The organism is Kitasatospora sp. NPDC048296, from assembly GCF_043201815.1.
In the GTDB taxonomy this organism is placed as follows: domain Bacteria; phylum Actinomycetota; class Actinomycetes; order Streptomycetales; family Streptomycetaceae; genus Kitasatospora.
This window is the reverse complement of sequence record NZ_JBICZB010000056.1, coordinates 33447-52958: the sequence shown is the minus strand read 5'-3', so window position 1 is coordinate 52958 and position 19512 is coordinate 33447. Positions and strand designations below refer to the sequence as shown.

Sequence of the window (19512 nt, the reverse complement as noted above, 5' to 3'; positions counted from 1 at the left end):
GGGTAGGCCGGACGCGTCCTTGGCACGATGAACTCCTCCTTGCGGGACCCAGTGTCCCAAAGCGGAAGGTTGTCCATCAAACCGGGGCAACTTCAACAGCGACCAGCGCGAGGCGCTGGCCGGCGGCTGGTGGACGATCCTGGTCTTCGGGCTGCTCGCCCTGGCCGTGCTTGGCCTGCTGCAGAGGCTGCTGGCAGTGCGCTTTCGCCGCCTGGTGAACGTGCCGCTGGCCGTCACCTCCCTGCTCGCCCTCGCCGGGCTGATCACCGCGCTGACGCTGGCTTCCCGGGCGGACCACCAGCTGGTGGTCGCCAAGAGCAACTCCTTCGACTCAGTGATCGCCCTCAGCCGGGCGCGCGCGGTGGCGTACGACCTCAACGCCGACGAGAGCCGCTACCTGACCGACCCCGCCCGGGCGGCCGCCTACGAGCAGAGCTACCTCGACAAGACCCAGGCTTTCGCCCGGGTCGACGGTGTCACCCTCGCCACGTACAACGACAAGCTCGCCGCGCTCGCCGACAAGCACCGGGCCGACCACGGCCAGGTCGGGTTCGGCGGGTACTTGGGCGACGAACTGCGCAACATCACTTTCCCCGGTGAACAGGACGCGGCGGAACGGGTACTGGCCGCGTTCCAGCAGTACCAGCGCGACGACCGGAAGATCCGCGAGCTGAACGCCCAGGGCAAGCTCAAGGAGGCGGTCACCTTCGACACCGGTCTCACCCCGGGGCAGTCCAACGCCGACTTCGGCGCGCTCAGCGCCGCCCTCGACGACGACCAGGCGATCAACCAGCGCGCCTTCGAGCGCGCGGTCGCGACCACCGACGACGACCTCGGTGCCATCACCGCCGGGTTGGGTGCGGCGGCCCTGGTGGTGGCGCTCGCCCTGACCGCGTTGGGAGTGCGGCCGCGCCTGCGCGAGTTCGCCTGAGCCGGAGCGCTGGGGGCGGCGCCGTTCGGCCGGATCGATGACTTCCCGGGAACGCGTGGTCTTCGACATCATTCCGGGTGGGGAACAGGGGAGCCGTGTACCTGAAGGATCTGAAGACCAGGGCGGGGCGGTGGTGCCTTGCGCCACCGGTTGCCCTGATCGGTCTTGTCATGATGGTGCTGGGCGCGGCCTTGCGCGAGACCAACGGTTGTCCGAAACGTTTCCCGTGGGCGGCCTGCCTCGGCCGGAAAGATCGTGGTCAACCCTCTTCGCGAGGCTGGCGGCGGTGCAGGAGATGGCCGTGGGCGGCTTCGGAGTGGGTGACGACGTAGACGTCGATGTCGTCGCCGGAACCCTCGATGATGGTCTCGCCGGTGCCACGGCTGAACAGGCCCTTGAGGCGGCTGCGGCGGGTGGCGCCGATCACGATCTGGGTGGCGTTGATCTGCCGGGCGAACGCCAGGACCGCCTGCGCCGGGTCGCCGCCGGTCACCGTGTGCCAGCTTCCGCCCAGGCTCTCCACCAACGCGCGCTGGCGGGCCAGCAGCTGCGGGGACGCGCAGGCCAACGCGTCGTCGTGAGCAACGTGGACAGCCAGGAACTCGCCACCGGCACCGCGGGAGGCGGTGCGCTTGGCCCGCCGGATCAGGGTGTCGCCCTCGGGACCGCCGGACAGCGCGACCAGGACGCGTTCCCGCGTGCCCCACGGCTGCTGGATGCCGTGGTCGTGGCGATAACGCAGCAAGGCCTCCTCGACCCGGTCGGCTGCCCAGAGCAGGGCGAGCTCCCGTAGGGCGGTCAGGTTGCCGGCGCGGAAGAAGTTTGAGAGCGCCGCGTCGATCCTCTCGGGCGGGTAGATGTTGCCGTGGGCCATCCGCCTGCGCAGGGCCTCGGCGGACATGTCGACCAGCTCGATCTGGTCGGCGCGGCGCACCACGTCGTCCGGGACGGTCTCGCGCTGGCGGATACCGGTGATCTGCTCCACGACGTCGTTCAGCGACTCCAGGTGCTGGATGTTGACCGTGGAGATGACGTCGATCCCGGCCTCCAGGAGTTCCTCGACGTCCTGCCAGCGTTTCTCGTGTCGGCAGCCCGGGACGTTGGTGTGTGCCAGCTCGTCCACCAGGGCGACCTGGGGGCGACGGGCCAGCACCGCCTCCAGGTCCATCTCGGTGAAGGAACACCCCCGGTACGACATGGTCCGGCGGGGAACGGTCTCCAGGCCCTCGGCCATCCGGCGGGTCAGCGGCCGGCCGTAGTCCTCGACGTAGGCGATCACCACGTCGGTGCCGCGCGAGGCGCGGCGCTGGCCCTCGGCGAGCATGTCGTACGTCTTGCCGACCCCGGGCGCGGCCCCGAGGTAGACCCGCAACCGGCCGCGAGGCACCGCCGCCCTCCTTCCCAGCCGCCCGGCGGAACCCGGTACGGCTCGACAGTCTTCGTGTCCATGGTCGTCCTCGCACGCACGGAGGCGCACCGGGAGACCCGCCGCGGTGCTCGCGCTCGGTGTGCGCCGACCGTGCTCCCGGTGACGTGCGGACATGCCCTGCCGCTCCCCGCTAATGTCCCGATAAGATGACCGCAGGTGTGCCGGGAAGTCTGGTCGGCTCGGGGGACGACTGCGGCGATCGGGCGGCGGTGACCCCGCTCGTCGTGATGAGGTCTTCACCGCCGATGCATGTTGTCGGGATCGTTCTCGTTCTGGTGGTTCTGGCCACCACCGTGGCCACCTTCGCCCGGCGCCTGCGCATGCCCGCGCCCTCGTTGCTGGTCCTGGCCGGCGTGGGGGCGGCGCTGATACCCGGTGTCCCCGCCTTGCACGTCCCGCCACAGATCATCGGCATGGTGGTCCTGCCGCCGCTGCTCTACTCCTCCGCCGAGGAGCTGTCGCTGCGCGACCTGCGCACGGTCTGGCGCCCGGTGACCATCCTCTCCTTCGGCCTGGTCTTCGCCTCCGCCGCCGCCGTCGGCTTCACGGCCGTCGCCGTCGCCGGGCTCCCGCCCGCGATGGCCTTCGTGCTCGGCGCCGTGCTGTCCAGCACCGACCCCGTGGCCGTCACCGCGCTCGGCCGCCGCCTCGCCCTGCCCGGGCGGGTCCAGGTCCTGGTGCAGGCGGAGAGCCTGTTCAACGACGCCACCTCGCTGGTGCTGTTCAAGGTGGCCGTGGGCATTGCGGTGGCTGTCGGTGCCTCGGTGAGCGTGCCGGCGGCCGTCGGGGAGTTCCTGCTGCTCGGCGGGGGCGGAAGCCTGGTCGGCGCCGCCGTGGCCGGGCTCGTGTGGCTGGTGCGTCGACGCACCACCGACCCGGTGCTGGAGACGGTGATCGCACTGGTCACCCCGTACGCGGCGTACGTGCTGGCCGAGTCGGTGCACACCTCCGGCGTCACCTCGGTGGTGGTCGCAGGCGTGCTGCTGGGCCGTTCCGGTCACCGGCTCACCGACGCCCACATCCGGCTGCAGTTGAACGCCGTGTACGCGGTCGTGGTGTTCCTGCTGGAGAGCGTCGTCTTCAGCATCGTCGGCCTGGAACTGCCAACCCTGGTCCACGACCTGCCTGCCGGCACCGGACTCTGGCCACTGCAGGCACTCGCTCTCGCCGCTGTGCTGATCGCGGTGCGCGTGCTGTCCACGCTGCCGCTGACCCGCGCGGTCAAGCCCACCCAGGGGCGGCTGTCCTGGCGGGTGGCCGGGGTGGTCACCTGGGCCGGTACTCGCGGCGTCATGCCGCTGGCCGCCGCCCTGTCCATCCCGCTGGCCACCGACGACGGCACCAAGCTCGCCGGACGGCCACTGGTCCTGGTCCTGACCACCGCCGTCGTCGTGTTCACCCTCGTCGTCCAGGGCCTGACCCTCGCCGCCGTCGTCAACCGCTCCGGCCTCGCCCTCGAACCCGAACACACCGCCCGCGAGGAGGACGACGCCCGCGACGCCCTCAACCGCGCGGCCCTCGACCACGTCGACCGCCTCGCCGAGCTGGAGACCCTGCCCGACACCGCCCTCGACCGGGTGCGTCGCGGCCTCACCGCCCGCCTCGACCGCACCCCCGAGACCCCCGACGGCACCACCGCCGACGCCGCCTACCGCCAACTGCGCCACGAGATCATCGCCGTCCAGAGCACCGAGCTGCACCGCCTCTACGACGAGCACCGCATCAGCGACACCACCCGCCGCCGCCTCCAGCACGACCTCGACCGCGAGGAAGCCGCCCTCGGCACTCCGTGACCCGTCGGTCTTCCGAAGGGGAGGTTCAGCGGCGTCGCCGCGGTGGGAACACCGCGGTGAGTGTCGCGCACACGGCCGCCCCGAACAGGAGCCCGCCCCACGGCACCACACCAGCAGGACGGTGCGTCACCAGCCCGCAGACGAAGAGGGCGGTTCCGCCGCACACGAGGAAGAGAACGGAGGCGCGAAGCGCGGACCGCCACCGGTGGCGGACTGTCCCTGAGGTCACGGAAGGGATTATCCACATGACGCGGCAGGTGCCGGAGCTGAGCCCTGCCAGAAGGCGCCAGTGCGTTCATCCCCGACCGTGCAGCGCGTCAGCCAACCGCCCGGTAGCGGTGGATGAACGCGACGGCCATGGCGCCCTCGCCGACACCGGAGGCGACGCGCTTGATCGAATTGGCGCGTACGTCTCCGGCCGCGAACACGCCGGGGACACTCGTAGGGGTCGCGTCCCGGCGGCCAGGAGGCCGGCGGTCTGCCGGAGCCCATGAGGTCGGCCCGGTCAGGACGAAGCCGTGGTCGTCGCAGTCCACGACGCCGTGCAGCCAGTCGGAGCCGGCCGCCAGGCACTGCCCGCAGGTGGCGGGTTCGGCAGGGTCTGTGGGCTCGACGGCGATCGCGTCGAGGTGGAGCAGGCGGGCATCGGAGGTCCATTGCAGGTGAGGGGCCTTCGGGGCGCGGGGAACCCGGAGGCTCCCCGCGCCCCTGACCGGTCGCCCGGTGCCTCAGGCCAGCGTTTCGGCGAAGTGGCGGGCGGCGAGGGTGGCGGCCTCGTCGACGGTGGAGTCCCGGTCGTAGAAGTCGAACTGATTGCCCTCGGTCCAGACGAGGTTCTTCGGCCCGCCCAGGTCGGCGTGGAACTTCTCCGAGCCCTGCGGGATGGCCGCGTCGCGGCTGGTGACGATCATTGTGGGTGCCGTGATCCGGGCCGCTGCCGGGTGCGGGTCGAAGGTGAGCCACTGCGGCCAGGACATCACCGCGAACCGGTTGTCCCAGGCCGGCACGGCACCGCGCTGCGCGTCCAGGTAGTAGTCGAAGGGGCCGAACATGGCGGCCTGCGGGTCCGTGGTGCTCACCGCCGGGACGTAGTCCGCCGGTTGGCCCAGCTCGTACCGGTCCCGCGCGGCGAGCCCGAGGTCCATCTTCTGCCGCACGCCGTCCTCGCCGCCGTAGATGTCGCGGACCAGCGCGGCGTCGTGCAGCCACGGCGCGACCAGCGCCAGGCTGCGCACGCGCGGGTCGTTCGCGGCGTTCACGGCGGTGTACCCGGCTCCGGCGCAGATCCCCAGGGCGCCGATCCGGCGCGGATCGACCCGGGCGTGCCGGCCGAGGAAGGTGACGGCGCTGTGGACGTCCCGGATCTTGCGGGCCGGCGATTCCAACTGCCGTGGCCGGCCGCCGGATTCGCCGTAGCCGGCCGGGTCGAAGGCCAGCGCGTGGAAGCCGGCCTCGGCCATCCACCGGGCGTACCCGGCGGCCATCTGTTCCTTGACGGTCGTCCAGGAGCCGAGGACCACGACCGCCGGCCCGCGGCCCCGGCTTTCGGGGCTGTACAGGGTGCCGACGAGCGTGGTGCCGTCGCTGTCGAAGGAGACGTGCTCGGTGTGGACGGCCTCGGTCATATCGCCGCTCCCTTGATGGCGCGCAGGATCTGCGACGGGTCGGTGAACGACTTCCAGTGCACGATCTTCCCGTCCCTGACGGTGAGCCACTGGACGAACTCGATCTCGAACGCCATGCCGGTCCTCCTGACCGTGGACCGCTCGTGGAGGACGCCCATCGCCTGCTCGCCCTCGACGACCAGCTCGATCAGCTCCTCCTTCCCGAGCTCGACCATGCCGGCGAAGACGCCGAGGCTGTCCATGACGGCCGCTTTGCCGTGCAGGGTGCCGATCCACGGCATCGCGTCGTTCCAGCCGGGCACCGGGGTGTAGTTGATCCACTCGACGTCGTCCGCCAGGTAGCCCAGCGCCCGCTCGAAGTCTCCGCTGGTGAGTGCGTCGAACCAGCCGGTGGCGGTCTCCCGCGTCGTGTTCATCCCTTGGTCCTCTCCAGGCTGTGCCGCTCCAGGATGTGCCGATTGCCCTCGGCCCACACGGCGGTCATCGTCAGTCCGTCGATCCGCCACCCCGCCGCCGTGCGGCGGAGCGTGAACCGGTAGTGCCCGCCCAGCGTCCACAGCGGGCCGCCGAGCGCGTTGGGGAGCAAGTGCGTGGCCTGGAAGTCGGCCGTGGCGAGGGCGGTGTCGCCCTCGATCCGCACCAGGTGGTTGGTCAGCAGGTGCTGCGTGGCGGTCAGGTCGGCGAGCAGGCCGCGCCAGGCGGCGATCAGCTCCTCCGCGTCCAGCTCGGTCGGCGCGCCGCCGTTGAGGCTGGTGTAGTCGACCAGGACCTTGCCGGTGAACACGTCCGTCCGCAGCCGTTCCCACTCGCGCTTGTCGGTGTGCCAGCACATCCGGGTGCACACGTCGACGATGTCGAGGCGGTCGCTCAGCCCGTCGCCGGTCATGCGCCGTCCTCGCGGCCCAGGACCCAGTGCTCCTCCAGCAGGAGGGTGTGGATGTACCGGGGTTCGGCGATCCGGCCGAGGTCGGCGAGCAGCGCCCGGTACTGGGGTGTCTGCCGGGCGGCCTCGTACGCCCGCGCGTCGTCGAACCAGAGCTGGTACGCGGCGTCCAGGACCGCCTCGCCCACGCCGTAGAAGGCGTCGCGGGTGTGATTCTGCACGTACCGGCGCAGACCCGGGACCTTCTCGGCGAACGGGGCGTGCCGGGTGAGGCTGTCGGCCCGGAAGTCGGCGAGCGGCAGGCCCTCGCGGCGCTTGACCAGGATCATCACCTTGACCGTGGGCGCCTCGCCAGCGTCGGGCACGACCACGTGCGCGTCGGTGTCCAGGACGACCGTGCGCCAGAACGCCGCCCACCGGGGCTCGTCAAGGCGGGCGCCCTCCAGGAACTCCGGGGTCTGCAGCGAGGCGAGCTGCTCCTGCTCGTTCTCCAGCCAGATCTCGGCGACCCCGCTCCACAACGGGTCCTCCTCGTCGCCGGGCCTCGCGACACGGGTGTCGACGCAGTACCGCTTGATCTGCGGGATCTTCGCGGCGTACCGGACCGCGTGCTCCTCGACCCAGTAGCGCTGGAACTCCCGCTCGGACATCCCAGGCCTCGGGTGGGCCAGGATGATCTGATGGATCACGTCTTCTCCTTCCGATGAGTGATGGGCCGTCAGACCCGGTAGCGCTTCTTGACGTCCTCCGCGAAGCCGAGGTAGTCGCGCAGCGGCCAGACCTCCTCGAACTCCAGGTACTCGCGCATCGGCAGTCGGCCCAGCGCGGTGCGGTCGAGCTCCTCGGCGTCGGGGGAGTCGATGATCGCGATCACCCGCTTCTGCGCCGCGACCTTCCAGATGCCGACGCAGAAGCCGGAGTCGATGGTCTCGACGGCGTGTTCGGCCTCCTCCCGCTCGACCTCCCACAGCTCGTCGAGCGAGATCCGGCCCTCGTGCTTCCACTTCATCTGGACGTAGAACAGCATGCTGTGCTCCTCAGCGGTCGTCGGTCAGGACGCGGGTCAGGGGGTGCTCGGCGCCGAGGCTCTCGCGCGCGATGTCGGCCGGGAGCTTGCCGTCGTGGCCGACCAGGTCGAGCCGTGCGCCGGCGTCGATCAGGACCCGGGCGCACTCCTCGTAGCCGTGCCAGAGCGCGTCGTGCAGCGGTGTGTAGCCGTTGGTGATGCCCTGGAAGTCCAGGTCGATCCCGGGCGCGGCCACCAGCAGCGCGGTGATCCCGGCATGGCCGTTGTAGACGGCCTTGTGCAGGGGCACGGCGCCGAAGGTGGGCTCGGTGGCGTTGACGTCGGCTCCGGCGGCCAGCAGCGCGCGGGCGATCTCCTGGTGTCCGTCGCGGCAGGCCACCAGCAGCGGGGTGTGCGCGTCGTTGAAACCGTTGACCACCGGGAAGCGGGCATCCACCTCGGCGCCCTCGGCGAGCAGCCCGCGGACGGCGGCGAGATCGCCGGAGACAACCGCGGCCATCAGCCGCTGCTGCTCGGCCGCCGACTCGTCCGCCCGGGTACGGGCGGTCAGCAGGCGCTCGGCCTCCAGCAGCTTGTCCTTGCCGCGGGTGTTGACGTCGAGCTCGTACTCGAAGTGCTCGCGCATCGAGAAGCCGTAGTGCGTCGACAGGTTGAGCCCCGCCCCGTGCTCCAGCAGGACGGCCGTCACGGCCGGCCACTTGTACCAGAGCGCGTCCATCAGCGGCGTGTGCCCGGTTGTGGCCGCGACCGCGTCGACGAAGGCGCCGGCCTCCAGCAGCACCCGGACGGTCTCCGGATCGCCGCCCTGGACGGCCTTGTGCAGTGCGGTGCCGCCGCCGCGCGAGTCCGCGGTGTAGAGGTCGGCGCCGGCCTCCAGCAACTGCCGGACCAGTGCGGCGTCCCCGCGGCCCGCAGCGATCATCAGGGCGGTCAGTCCGCTCCGCGCGTCGCGGGCGCCCGGGTCGGCGCCGGCGGCCAGCGACCGTCGCACGGCGGGACCGTCACCCCGCTTCACGGCCGCGAGGAATTCTTCGGACGGATATCTCGTCATTCTCGTATTCGCCTGCCTTCTTCTCTCCCGAGTCGGCGACGGAGAGATTATCCGGGGCGGGGCGGGTCCATGCGGAGACCTAACAAACTCTGCCGGCCGGGCGTCTTCTTGACGCGGCCCGAACACGACCTGACCAACTTGCGGCAACCTCACAAACTGGATCCTGAACCTTTGACAGGAAAGTTCCCCCACCCTCAACCTCAATGTCGAACGACCCGATGAAGGAGGAGCGGAAAGTGCCCAAGCACATTCTGGCGGTGCTCTCGGAATACGGTTACTGGGCCGAGGAATTGGTCGGCCCGCTCAGTGAGTTCGACCAGCGCGGCTATCGCGTCACCTTCGCGACGCCCAACGGCAAACGGGCCCGGGCACTGCCGCCGAGCCTGGACGAGGGGTACGTCGACCCGCCGCTCGGCCGCTCGGTCACCACCGCCGAGGTGGCGGCCCTCGGCCGTGCCGTGGACAGCGGCAACCGGCTCGACAACCCGCTCAACCTCAACGCGTGGCTCCCCGAGCGCCCCTACACCAGCTCGCCGGATCACCTGCGCAAGCTGGAGGACTACCACGGCGCGCTGGAGCGGATCGACACGGACCTGCGGGAATATGACGCGCTGCTGATCGTCGGCGGCAGCGGCCCGATCGTCGACCTGGCGAACAACGAGCGGGTGCACGATCTGATCCTGGCCTTCCTGCGGGCCGGCAAGCCGATCGGCGCCGAGTGCTACGGCGTCGCCTGCCTCGCCTTCGCCCGTGACTGGGACGACCGGAAGAGCATCATCCGGGGCAAGCACGTGACCGGCCACTGCAAGGAGTACGACTACAAGGACGGCACCGGCTTCCTCGGCACCGACTTCGTGATGGGCCCGCCGCCGTATCCGCTGGAGTACATCCTGCGCGACGCCGCGGGGCCCGACGGCGCCTACCACGGCAATTTCGGAAAGCCGCTCTCGGTCATCGTCGACTACCCGTTCGTCACCGGGCGTTCGACCCCGGACTCCTTCCTCACCGGCCGGAAGATGGTCGAAATGCTGGAGGAAGGCCTCACCAGGTTCGGCTGGTAAGGAAATCGGTCGCCAGAAAAGGGTAGGAGTAATTCGGTGGCGGGAAAGACGGGAAACGTCAAACTCATCGAGCAGTTCCGGGCCGAGGGCATCCGGCTGATGTTCGGGAATCCGGGAACGGTCGAGCAGGGGTTCCTGGACGCAGCGGACCACGCCGAGGGCTTCCAGTACGTGCTGGCGCTGCAGGAGACCGTGGCGGCCGGTATCGCCGACGGCTACGCCCGGGCGACCGGAGGGCCGGCGCTCCTGCAGCTGCACTCGGGCGTCGGCCTCGGCAACGGGATCGGCATGCTCTACCAGTCGCTGCGCGGGCACACCCCGCTGGTCGTCATCGCAGGCGACGCCGGGGTGCGTTTCGACGCCATGGACGCGCAGATGGCGGCCGACCTGGTCGCGATGGCACGGCCGGTGACGAAGTACGCGACCCGGGTGACCGATCCGCGCTCGCTGCTGCGGGTGATCCGTCGTGCGGTCAAGATCGCGATGACCGAGCCGCGCGGCCCGGTGTTCGTGGCCGTTCCGATGGACGTCCTCGACGAGATCAATGACGAGCCCGTCCTGTCCGCCTCCCTGCCGGTCACCGCCTCCGTCCCGCCGGCGGAGGCGGTGACCCGGGCCGCCGGGCTGCTCGCGGGCGCCGAACGGCCGCTGATCCTGGTCGGCGACGGCGTGGCGGTCGCCGGGGCGCAGCCGGAGCTGGTCAGGGTGGCCGAGACCCTCGGAGCCGACGTCTGGTCCGTCGACTCCTCCGAGGTCAACATGCCGGCCTCGCACCCCCTGTCGCGTGGCCAGACCGGCCACATGTTCGGCGAGCGCAGCGCGGCCGTGGTCGCGGAGGCGGACGCCGTGCTGATCGTCGGCACGTACGTCTTCCCCGAGGTCTTCCCGGTGCTCACCAGCCCGTTCCGGGCGGACGCGCGGATCGTGCACATCGATCTCAACGCGTACGAGATCGCCAAGAACCACCCGGTGGACCTCGGTTTGGTCGCCGGCCCGAAGCCGACTTTGGCCGCGCTGGCCGCCGAACTGGCAGCCGGCATGACAGTACGTCGGAAGCGGGCGGCCGCCGCGCGACTGACCGCCCGAACGGTCGAGCAGGAGCCGGTAGCACCCGGGGACACGACGCTGGAGCGGTTCGTCCGGGAACTCGCCCGGCAGACCGGCGGCGACCTGATCGTCTTCGACGAGGCGCTCACCTCCTCGCCGGCCGTGGTCAGGCACCTGCCGCCGGACCGGCCCGGCGACTACTTCCTCACCCGGGGCGGCTCGCTCGGGGTCGGCATCCCCGGGGCGATCGGCGCCAAGCTGGCCCACCCCGGCCGCACCGTGGTCGGCTTCACCGGTGACGGCGGCGCGATGTACACGTACCAGGCGCTGTGGACCGCGGCCCGGTACGGCATCGCCGCCAAGTTCGTGGTCTGCAACAACCGCAAGTACCGGCTGCTGGACGACAACATCGCCCAGTACTGGAAGGAGCGGGACATCCCCGAGCACGCGTTCCCCTCCTCCTTCGACCTCTCCCGCCCGGACATCCGGTTCGCCGAGCTGGCCCGCGCCCTGGGCGCCGACGGCATCCGGGTGGAGAAGCCCGAGGAAGCCTCGGCCGCGGTCGAGCGGATGCTCGCCGCCACCGGCCCCTTCCTGGTCGACCTCCAGGTCTGACGACACCCCCCAAGGAGTCATCGCGATGCCGGAGCCCGCCTCCGCCGGGCCGTTCCTCACCGAGCGGGCCGTCCGGAGCCTCGTCGAACAGTGGTACGCCGCCCTGGACCGCCACCGCGACCCGGAGGAGGTGAAGCGGTTCCTGGTCGACGATGGCCTCGAACTGCGCTTCCCCGAGGGCGTCTTCCGCGGCCACACGGGGTTCGCCGAGTGGTACGCCGTCGCCGTCCACCGTTTCTTCGACGAGCAGCACACTGTGCTCCGGGTCCGCGCGGCCGTCGACGGTGCCGAGGCCGTGGTCCGCGTCAACGTGGCCTGGCAGGCCCGGATGTGGGAGCCACCGGCTGCCGACAGCCGGTGGCTGGGCTTCGACGCCGACCAGACCTGGACCGTGGTGGCCGGGGAGGACGGCCGCACGCCGCTGATCAAGACGTACACCTGCAACGCGCTGGAGCCCATGCCGGGCTCCGCCGCCCTGTGACCGGGAGAGAAGCGATGAACGCCCGCGAGGTGCTGGCCAACTACTACGTCCACGCCAACGAAGGCGACTGGGACAGCTGGTGCGACCTCTTCGCCGAGGACATGGTGATGGACGAACAACTCGCCGGCCGCATCGAGGGGCGCGGCAGACTCCGCTCGATGATGCGGGGCATGGGGGAGATGTACGCCTCCTTCGAGAACCTCCCCCGCTACTTCCTGGTCGACGCCGATGGCGAGGAGGCGGCCGTGGTGTCCCACATCTCGGCCCGCAGCTCCTCCGGCAGGCCGATCGAGGCGGACGTCATGAACTACTTCCGCATCCGCGACGGCCGGATCACCTACATGTCCAACTTCCACGACACCCTGCCGTTCCAGGTGCTGTCCCAGAGCCGGCGGTCGTGATGAGGGAGGAGTTCGACTACGTCGTCGTCGGCGCGGGCACGGCCGGCAGCGTGCTGGCCCACCGCCTCACCGAGGACCCGGACGCGCGCGTGCTGGTCCTGGAGGCCGGCGCCGGCCGCATCCCGGCCGAGGTGGACGACCCCACCGCCTGGATGCGGTTGCTCGGCAGCCGCATCGACTGGCGTTACCGGAGCACCCCGCAGCCGGGCCTGGACGGCAGGGGCATCCGCGAACCGCGCGGCCGGGCGCCCGGCGGCAGCAGCAACCTCAACCTGATGATGCACGTCCGGGGCCACCCGGCGGACTTCGACCACTGGGCCTACCAGGGCGCGGCCGGTTGGTCGTACCGTGACGTCCGGCCCTACTTCGACCGGATGGAGGCGGACCGGCCGTTCACGCACGCGGGCCTGAACGGGCCGAACCCGGCCTCCGAGGCCTTCGTCGAGGCCTGCGTCGAGCTCGGCCACCCGCGGCTCGCGGACTTCGCCGACGGCCCGGTACACGGTGTCGGCTGGCACCTCCTGGACACCGCCGGCGGTCGGCGCCGGGGCGCACTCGCCTCGTACCTCGAACCCGCCCTGCGGCGGCCCAACCTGACGCTGCGCAGCAATGCCCAGGCACTGCGGCTGGTGGTGATCGGCGGTCGCTGCGTCGGCGTCGAGTACCTCCAGCGCCCGGAGCCCGTCGGCCTGGAAGGGCGTGTGGTGCGCGACGTGCACGGCGAGGACCTCCGAGTCGGCATCCACCAGGCGTACGCCGCGGCCGAGGTGATCCTCGCCGCCGGCGCGATCGAGTCGCCGAAGCTGCTGCTGCTCTCCGGCATCGGGAGTCCCGACCGCCTGCGGAGCTTCGGCATAGCGGTCAACGCGGCGCTGCCGGGGGTCGGGGAGAACTTCCACAACCATGTACTGACCGCCGTGATGTCGGAGTCGCGCACCCCCGTACCGGCTGCCCGGCAGAACCTCTCGGAGGCGGCCCTGTTCCTCGCCTCCGAACCGGGACTGCCCGCACCCGACCTCCAACTCGCGTTCGTACACACCTCGTTCGACCCGGAAGCGACCCGCGGGCACCCGGACACAGTGAGCGTCCTGCCCGGCGTCGTCCGGCCCGCCTCCCGTGGCTGGGTCAGGCTCGCCCGGGCCGACGCGCTGGCCCGGCCGCTGGTCAACCCGAACTACCTCGGCGACCACTCCGACCTGGAACGCCTCGTCCGGGGCGTCGAGCTGGCCAGGGAGATCATCGGCACCTCCGCCTTCTCACCCTGGCACAAGCAGGAGCTGTGGCCCGGGCCGGCCGTCCGCGGCGACGAGCAGCTGCGCGCCTTCGTCCGGCGCACAGCCGACAGCTACCACCACCACGCCGGCTCCTGCCGGATGGGCACCGACGACCTGTCGGTGGTGGACCCGCGCCTGCGCGTCCACGGGGTGCGCGGACTGCGCATCGCGGACGCGAGCGTGATGCCCGCCGTGCCCTCCGGAAACCCCCATGCCGCCGTCGTGATGATCGCAGAACGGGCGGCCGACCTGATCAGGAAAGGGACCCATGTCTGACGTCGCCGTCCGGGAAGGACCGCTGACCGGCACCCGCATCGCGGTGCTGGTGGAGAGCGACTACTACGAACCCGAGATCACCTACTACCGGCACCGCTTCGCCGAGGAGGGCGCCGAGGTCGACCTCCTCAGCCGCCTCTGGGGCCAGAGCGAACTCACCTTCACCGGGCATGAGTTCCGTGCGCCCCTCACCGTCACCCGCAGCCTCGAAGGCGACGACCCGCGCCGGTACGGCGCGATCATCGTGCCCTCCGGCATGGTGGCCGACCGGCTGCGCTACAGCGAGGACGTGAACCGGCTGGCCCCCGCCACCCGGCTGCTGCGCTGGGCGTTCTCCGAGCCGGGCGTGGTCAAGGGCATCATCTGCCACGGCATGTGGCTGGCCTCCGCCATCCCGCAGACCGTCAAGGGCCGCAAGGTCGTCTGCCACAACAACCTGATCGGCGACGTGCGGAACACGGGCGCCGAGTACGTCGACCAGGACGTCGTGGTCGACGCCGACCTGGTCACCGCTCGCACCGGCGAGCACCACCACCTCCTCGCCAGGACGGTCATCGACCTGCTCGCCGACCGGAGGAGCCGGTGATGCGCTGGGCCCACGTGGGCCTCAACTGCCACGACCAGTGCGCGACCGAGGAGTTCTACACCCGCTGGTTCGGCTTCCGCCGGGCCCGAACGGTGCCGGTCGGCGACGGGGAGATCCTCTTCCTGCGCAACGGCGACACCCACCTCGAACTCTTCCCGACTCCGGGCGAGCCGGCCGCTCCGAGCGCCACGGCCGACGGCCCGGCACAGCCCGGCGCCGTGCGCCACATCGCGTTCCAGACCGACGACATCGACGAACTGCTCGCCGCCATGGGCGAAGCCGCCCACGTCACCCTCGGCCCGCTGGACTTCGACGACGTCCTGGACGGCTGGCGGACGGTCTGGCTGCGCGACCCGGACGGCGTGGTCGTCGAGGTCAGTCAGGGCTACCGGGACCAGGAAGCCATCGAGATCACGGAAAGGGAGATCCATGTCTAACACGGTGAACTTCACGTTCTCCGACACCATCGGCGGCTACGTCACCGCCCACGACCGCGCCGCCGGACGCTTCACCCTCCGCACCGCCGACGGCCGGGAGTTCGAGATCTCCACCGCCGGGGAGGTCTCCGCCGAACTGCTGCGCAACCTGGAGGAGCCGTACACCGACGCGGGCGGCCACCTCGGCACGATGCTGGAGCCCGGCCGCTACCTCTTCGCCCACGTCCTCTACTACCCGGAGGGCGGCACGACGCGGATCGAGGCCAAGCGTTTGGTCTTCCCCGGCCGCCGGCCCGGGGCGTACCGCTTCGAGGAGACCGACTGGTGGATCCGCCAGCTGGAGTCCATCGCCGGCTTCTACCGCCGAGCCCAGTTCGGCGACGGTCCGATCGACTACACCCGGTACCGCACCCAGCTGCGCCTGGGCGGCGACAAGACCGCCAGCCACGTCCAGGAGACCGACACCATCTCCCGCCTGGTGTACGGCATGGCCTCCGCCTTCATGCTCACCGGCGACGACGAGTACCTGGAAGTCGCCGAGCGCGGCACCGAGTACCTTCGCGAGCACATGCGCGTGGTGGACCCGGAGGAGGACGTCGTCTACTGGTACCACGGGCTCAGCGTGGACGGGGACACCGAGAAGAAGCTCTTCACCTCGGAGTTCGCCGACGACTACGACGCCATCCCGATGTACGAGCAGATCTACGCGCTGGCCGGCCCGGTCCAGACCTACCGGGTCACCGGCGACCCGCGGATCAAGGCCGATGCCGACGCCACCCTGCGACTGTTCGAGAAGTTCTTCCTCGACCGCGAACAGGGCGGCTACTACTCGCACATCGACCCGATCCTGTTCCGCGCCGACCACGACTCGCTCGGGCCCAACAGGGCTCGCAAGAACTGGAACTCGGTCGGAGACCACGCCCCCGCGTACCTGATCAACCTCTACCTGGCCACCGGCGACGAGACCTACGCCCGGATGCTGGAGTACACCTTCGACACCATCGTCGACCATTTCGTTCCGGACAAGCACAGCCCGGACCGCAAGAACAGCCCGTTCGTCCAGGAACGCTTCCACCGCGACTGGTCGCACGACACCACCCACGGTTGGCAGCAGGACCGCGCGGTGGTCGGCCACAACCTGAAGATCGCCTGGAGCCTGATGCGCATGCACGCGCTGCGCCCCAAGCGGGAGTACCTGGAGGCGGCCGCAGAGATCGGCGAGCTGATGCCCGCCGTCGGCAGCGACCGCCAGCGCGGCGGCTGGTACGACGTGGTCGAGCGCGTCCTCGGCGACGGGCAGGAGCACCACCGCTTCGCCTGGCACGACCGCAAGGCCTGGTGGCAGCAGGAACAGGCGATCCTCGCCTACCTGATCCTCCACGGCACCACCGGCCGGGCGGAGTTCCTGCGCGACGCCCGCCACGCGGAGGCGTTCTACAACGCGTTCTTCCTCGACCACGACGAGGGCGCCGTCTACTTCAACGTGCTCGCCTCCGGCACGCCCTACCTGCTCGGCACCGAGCGGCTCAAAGGCAGCCACTCGATGAGCATGTACCACTCGGCCGAGCTGTGCTACCTCGCCGCGGTCTGCAACAACCTGCTGATCGCCGGCCGGGGCATGGACTTCTGGTTCAAGCCCGACCCGGACGGTCTTCCGGGAGGCCTGCTGCGCGTCTCGCCCGACCTCCTGCCGGCCGGCTCGGTGCGGATCGCCGCAGTGGAACTCGACGGCGAGCCGTATTCCGACTACGACGCCGACGCGCTCACCGTGCGTCTGCCGCGTGGCCGGGGCCGGGTGAAGGTCCGGGTCCGCCTCGAACCGGTGGGGAAGGCGTCGTGAAGGTCTCGGTCCGCTCCCGCGAGCAGGACGGCGTCACCGTCGTCGAGCTCGAAGGGGAGATCACCAGTGTCACCTCCGCCGAACTCCAGGGCGTCGTCCTGCCGTTGATCGGCCGTACCGCGACCACCGTGATCGACCTCAGCGCAGTGCCGTACATCTCCAGCGCGGGCCTGCGCACCCTCCTGCTGGCGCACCGGCAGGCGCTGCGCCGGCAGACCGCCACCGTGCTGGTCGGGCTCGCGGAGGAGGTGCGGTTCGTGATGGCCTCCACGGGCTTCCTCGACTTCTTCGACGTCCGGGAGAGCGCGTCGGCAGTCCTCGGGCCGGCCCGCGAATGAGCACCGGCGAGCGCATCGACGCCTACCCGACGCGGACCGTCGCCGGCTACGGCGTCCGGGCCGGCCGCCCGCTGCCCTTCGGCGCCATGCCGGTGCCGGGCGGCGTCAACTTCTCGGTCCACTCGGACCGGGCCACCCGGATGTGGCTGGTGCTGTTCGAAACGGGAGCCTCCCGGCCGTCGGCCGAGCTGGAGTTCCCCGCCGCGTTCCGCACCGGCAGCGTCTTCGCGATGACCGTCTTCGGCCTGGACGAGGAAACACTGGAGTACGGCTTCCGTGCCGAAGGGCCCTTCGACCCCGGGCGCGGCGACCGATTCGACCCGGGCCGGGTGCTCACCGACCCGTACGCGCGGCTGATCTCCGGGCGGGATACGTGGGGCACACCGCCGGACCGCGGCCGCCCCTGCCCGTACCGCTCCCGGCCGGTGCGGGACGACTTCGACTGGGGCGACGACGCGCCGCCGCACATCCCCACCGAGGACCTCGTCGTGTACGAGCTGCACGTGCGCGGTTTCACCCGCCATCCGTCCTCCGGGGTCTCCGCCCCCGGCACCTTCGCGGGCCTGCGCGAGAAGATCCCGTACCTGAGGGAACTCGGCGTCAACTGCGTGGAGTTGATGCCCGTCTTCGAGTTCGACGAGCACGCCAACCCGCGCCGCGACCCGGCGACCGGCGAACCGCTGCTGGACTACTGGGGCTACAACACCCTCGGGTTCTTCGCACCCAAGGCCGGCTACGCGGCGACCGGACGGTTCGGCATGCAGGCCGACGAGTTCAAGACGCTGGTCAAGGACCTGCACGCGGCCGGCATCGAGGTGCTCCTCGACGTGGTCTTCAACCACACCGCCGAAGGCAACGAGCAGGGCCCGACGATCTCCTTCCGGGGCCTGGACAACGCGACCTACTACATGCTGACGCCGGACGGTCATTACCTCAACTTCAGCGGCACCGGGAACACCGTCAACTGCAACCACCCCGTGGTACGCGGTTTCATCCTCGACTGCCTCCGCCACTGGGTGTCCGAGTACCACGTCGACGGCTTCCGCTTCGACCTCGCGGCCATCCTCGACCGGGCACCGGACGGCGCCCCGCTGGCCAATCCGCCGCTGGTCGAGCAGCTGGCGCACGACCCGGTGCTGCGGCACTGCAAGCTGATCGCCGAGGCCTGGGACGCCGCGGGCCTGTACGAGGTCGGCAGCTTCCCCGACTACGGGCGCTGGGCCGAGTGGAACGGCAAGTACCGCGACACCGTGCGCCGGTTCCTCAAGGGGGACGGGGGCACGGTCGGCGAACTGGCCACCCGCCTGGCCGGCTCGCCCGACCTGTACGTCGGCCGCGGCACCGCCGCCTCGGTCAACTTCGTCACCGCCCACGACGGGTTCACCCTGCACGACCTGGTCTCGTACGACGAGAAGCACAACGAGGCCAACGGCGAGGGCAACGCCGACGGCGCGAACGACAACCACAGCTGGAACTGCGGCGCCGAGGGCCCGACCGACGACGAGGGGATCCTGCGGCTGCGCAGGCGCCAGATGAAGAACGCCATGGCGATCCTGCTCACCAGCCAGGGCGTGCCGATGCTACTGGCCGGCGACGAACTCGCCCGCACCCAGGCAGGCAACAACAACACCTACTGCCAGGACAACGAGCTGTCCTGGCTGGACTGGGGCCTGCTGGAGGCCAACGCCGACCTGCACCGCTTCGTCCAGGGCCTGATCGCCTTCCGGCACGCCCACCCGCTGCTGCGCGGCGCCGACCACCCGGGCGGCGAGGTCAGCTGGCACGGTGTGCGCGCGGGGGAGCCCGACTGGTCCCCGGACAGTCGCCTGCTGGCGGTGCTGCGCGAGGGCGACGAGCAGATCTACGTCGCCATGAACGCCCACTGGGAGCCGCGCGACCTCGAACTGCCGCGGCCACGCCCCGGCACGGCCTGGCACCTGGTGGCCGACACCGCCGCCGATGCCCCGCACGATCTCCACCGGCCCGGCGCGGAGCCCCCGTTGGAGGATCCGGGCCGCTACCGGATCGCCCCGCGCTCCACGGTGATCCTGCTCGCCCGCTGACATCACACCGACAGAACCGGAGAACCCACCCCATGTCCCTCACCGTCTCGGTCACCACGTCCACCGACACCGCGACCATCAGCCTCGCCGGCGAGCTGGACGCCGCCAGTGCCCCCGCCTTCCACGACACCATCGAGCAGGCCGCCGCCGCCGGGGTCACCCACGTCGTCATCGAGGCGAGCCGGTTGACGTACATGGCCAGCGCGGGCCTGCGCTCCCTGGTGTTCGCCCGGCAGAAGATGGGCGACGACGTCGTGATCACCGTGTCCGGGCCGAGTGCGCCGGTGGCCCGGACCATCCGGCAGGCCGGCTTCGACCACAGCGTCACGCTCATCGACGAGTGAGACCGGACGG

At 70.8% G+C, this 19512-nt stretch carries 20 protein-coding genes; 13 read left to right on the top strand and 7 right to left on the bottom strand.

Annotation, left to right across the window (positions count from 1 at the left end):
• Window positions 1-196 precede the first annotated feature (196 nt).
• Window positions 197-931, top strand: coding sequence for a hypothetical protein (locus ACGF12_RS27820; protein ID WP_393035583.1), 735 nt, complete (start codon window positions 197-199; stop codon window positions 929-931).
• 259 nt (window positions 932-1190) lie between these two features.
• Here ACGF12_RS27820 and ACGF12_RS27815 read toward each other — a convergent pair whose 3' ends face one another.
• Window positions 1191-2318: a universal stress protein gene (locus tag ACGF12_RS27815; RefSeq protein ID WP_393035580.1), complete on the bottom strand. Its 1128-nt coding sequence runs from the start codon at window positions 2316-2318 to the stop codon at window positions 1191-1193.
• A gap of 287 nt (window positions 2319-2605) precedes the next feature.
• On the opposite strand from ACGF12_RS27815, the gene ACGF12_RS27810 reads away from it, so the two are divergent.
• On the top strand, window positions 2606-4153 hold the full coding sequence (locus ACGF12_RS27810) for a Na+/H+ antiporter (protein WP_393035577.1): 1548 nt from the start codon (window positions 2606-2608) through the stop codon (window positions 4151-4153).
• A gap of 728 nt (window positions 4154-4881) precedes the next feature.
• Here the strand turns inward: ACGF12_RS27810 and ACGF12_RS27805 are convergent.
• From ACGF12_RS27805 to ACGF12_RS27780, 6 genes are read right to left on the bottom strand one after another with little or no spacing between them, the layout of a single operon-like run.
• Window positions 4882-5778, bottom strand: coding sequence for an alpha/beta hydrolase (locus tag ACGF12_RS27805; protein ID WP_393035574.1), 897 nt, complete (start codon window positions 5776-5778; stop codon window positions 4882-4884).
• Window positions 5775-6194 (bottom strand): nuclear transport factor 2 family protein, encoded by a 420-nt coding sequence (locus tag ACGF12_RS27800; RefSeq protein WP_393035571.1) that lies wholly within the window; start codon window positions 6192-6194, stop codon window positions 5775-5777. Before ACGF12_RS27800 ends, ACGF12_RS27805 begins: the two co-directional genes overlap by 4 nt.
• A complete protein-coding gene (locus ACGF12_RS27795) occupies window positions 6191-6664 on the bottom strand; it encodes a nuclear transport factor 2 family protein (protein WP_393035568.1) in 474 nt (157 codons plus the stop codon). Before ACGF12_RS27795 ends, ACGF12_RS27800 begins: the two co-directional genes overlap by 4 nt.
• A complete protein-coding gene (locus ACGF12_RS27790) occupies window positions 6661-7350 on the bottom strand; it encodes an EthD family reductase (RefSeq protein ID WP_393035565.1) in 690 nt (229 codons plus the stop codon). Before ACGF12_RS27790 ends, ACGF12_RS27795 begins: the two co-directional genes overlap by 4 nt.
• A 29-nt stretch (window positions 7351-7379) precedes the next feature.
• A complete protein-coding gene (locus tag ACGF12_RS27785) occupies window positions 7380-7688 on the bottom strand; it encodes a muconolactone Delta-isomerase family protein (protein WP_393035563.1) in 309 nt (102 codons plus the stop codon).
• Between the two features lie 10 nt (window positions 7689-7698).
• On the bottom strand, window positions 7699-8739 hold the full coding sequence (locus ACGF12_RS27780) for an ankyrin repeat domain-containing protein (RefSeq protein WP_393035560.1): 1041 nt from the start codon (window positions 8737-8739) through the stop codon (window positions 7699-7701).
• Between the two features lie 236 nt (window positions 8740-8975).
• On the opposite strand from ACGF12_RS27780, the gene ACGF12_RS27775 reads away from it, so the two are divergent.
• The 11 genes from ACGF12_RS27775 to ACGF12_RS27725 are packed head-to-tail and all read left to right on the top strand — an operon-like array spanning window position 8976 to window position 19502.
• Window positions 8976-9800, top strand: coding sequence for a type 1 glutamine amidotransferase domain-containing protein (locus tag ACGF12_RS27775; RefSeq protein WP_393035557.1), 825 nt, complete (start codon window positions 8976-8978; stop codon window positions 9798-9800).
• A gap of 36 nt (window positions 9801-9836) precedes the next feature.
• Window positions 9837-11462: a thiamine pyrophosphate-binding protein gene (locus ACGF12_RS27770; protein WP_393035554.1), complete on the top strand. Its 1626-nt coding sequence runs from the start codon at window positions 9837-9839 to the stop codon at window positions 11460-11462.
• 25 nt (window positions 11463-11487) lie between these two features.
• Window positions 11488-11943 carry a nuclear transport factor 2 family protein gene (locus tag ACGF12_RS27765; RefSeq protein WP_393035551.1) on the top strand — a complete coding sequence of 152 codons (456 nt, stop codon included), beginning with the start codon at window positions 11488-11490 and terminating at the stop codon, window positions 11941-11943.
• 14 nt (window positions 11944-11957) lie between these two features.
• Window positions 11958-12344, top strand: a complete 387-nt coding sequence (locus tag ACGF12_RS27760; protein ID WP_393035548.1) for a nuclear transport factor 2 family protein — start codon at window positions 11958-11960, stop codon at window positions 12342-12344.
• Window positions 12344-13894, top strand: coding sequence for a GMC family oxidoreductase (locus tag ACGF12_RS27755; RefSeq protein ID WP_393035545.1), 1551 nt, complete (start codon window positions 12344-12346; stop codon window positions 13892-13894). The genes ACGF12_RS27760 and ACGF12_RS27755 overlap by 1 nt, the downstream gene beginning before the upstream one ends.
• A complete protein-coding gene (locus tag ACGF12_RS27750) occupies window positions 13887-14480 on the top strand; it encodes a DJ-1/PfpI family protein (protein WP_393035542.1) in 594 nt (197 codons plus the stop codon). The genes ACGF12_RS27755 and ACGF12_RS27750 overlap by 8 nt, the downstream gene beginning before the upstream one ends.
• Complete coding sequence (locus tag ACGF12_RS27745; protein ID WP_393035539.1) at window positions 14480-14917, top strand: VOC family protein; 438 nt, start codon at window positions 14480-14482, stop codon at window positions 14915-14917. Before ACGF12_RS27750 ends, ACGF12_RS27745 begins: the two co-directional genes overlap by 1 nt.
• Complete coding sequence (locus ACGF12_RS27740; RefSeq protein ID WP_393035536.1) at window positions 14910-16757, top strand: AGE family epimerase/isomerase; 1848 nt, start codon at window positions 14910-14912, stop codon at window positions 16755-16757. Before ACGF12_RS27745 ends, ACGF12_RS27740 begins: the two co-directional genes overlap by 8 nt.
• Window positions 16754-17095, top strand: coding sequence for an STAS domain-containing protein (locus ACGF12_RS27735; protein WP_393035533.1), 342 nt, complete (start codon window positions 16754-16756; stop codon window positions 17093-17095). The genes ACGF12_RS27740 and ACGF12_RS27735 overlap by 4 nt, the downstream gene beginning before the upstream one ends.
• Window positions 17092-19158, top strand: coding sequence for a glycogen debranching protein GlgX (gene glgX, locus ACGF12_RS27730; RefSeq protein ID WP_393035530.1), 2067 nt, complete (start codon window positions 17092-17094; stop codon window positions 19156-19158). The genes ACGF12_RS27735 and glgX overlap by 4 nt, the downstream gene beginning before the upstream one ends.
• Window positions 19159-19190: 32 nt before the next feature.
• Entirely contained in the window at window positions 19191-19502 is a 312-nt protein-coding gene (locus tag ACGF12_RS27725; protein ID WP_393035527.1) for an STAS domain-containing protein, read from the top strand.
• Window positions 19503-19512: the final 10 nt, after the last annotated feature.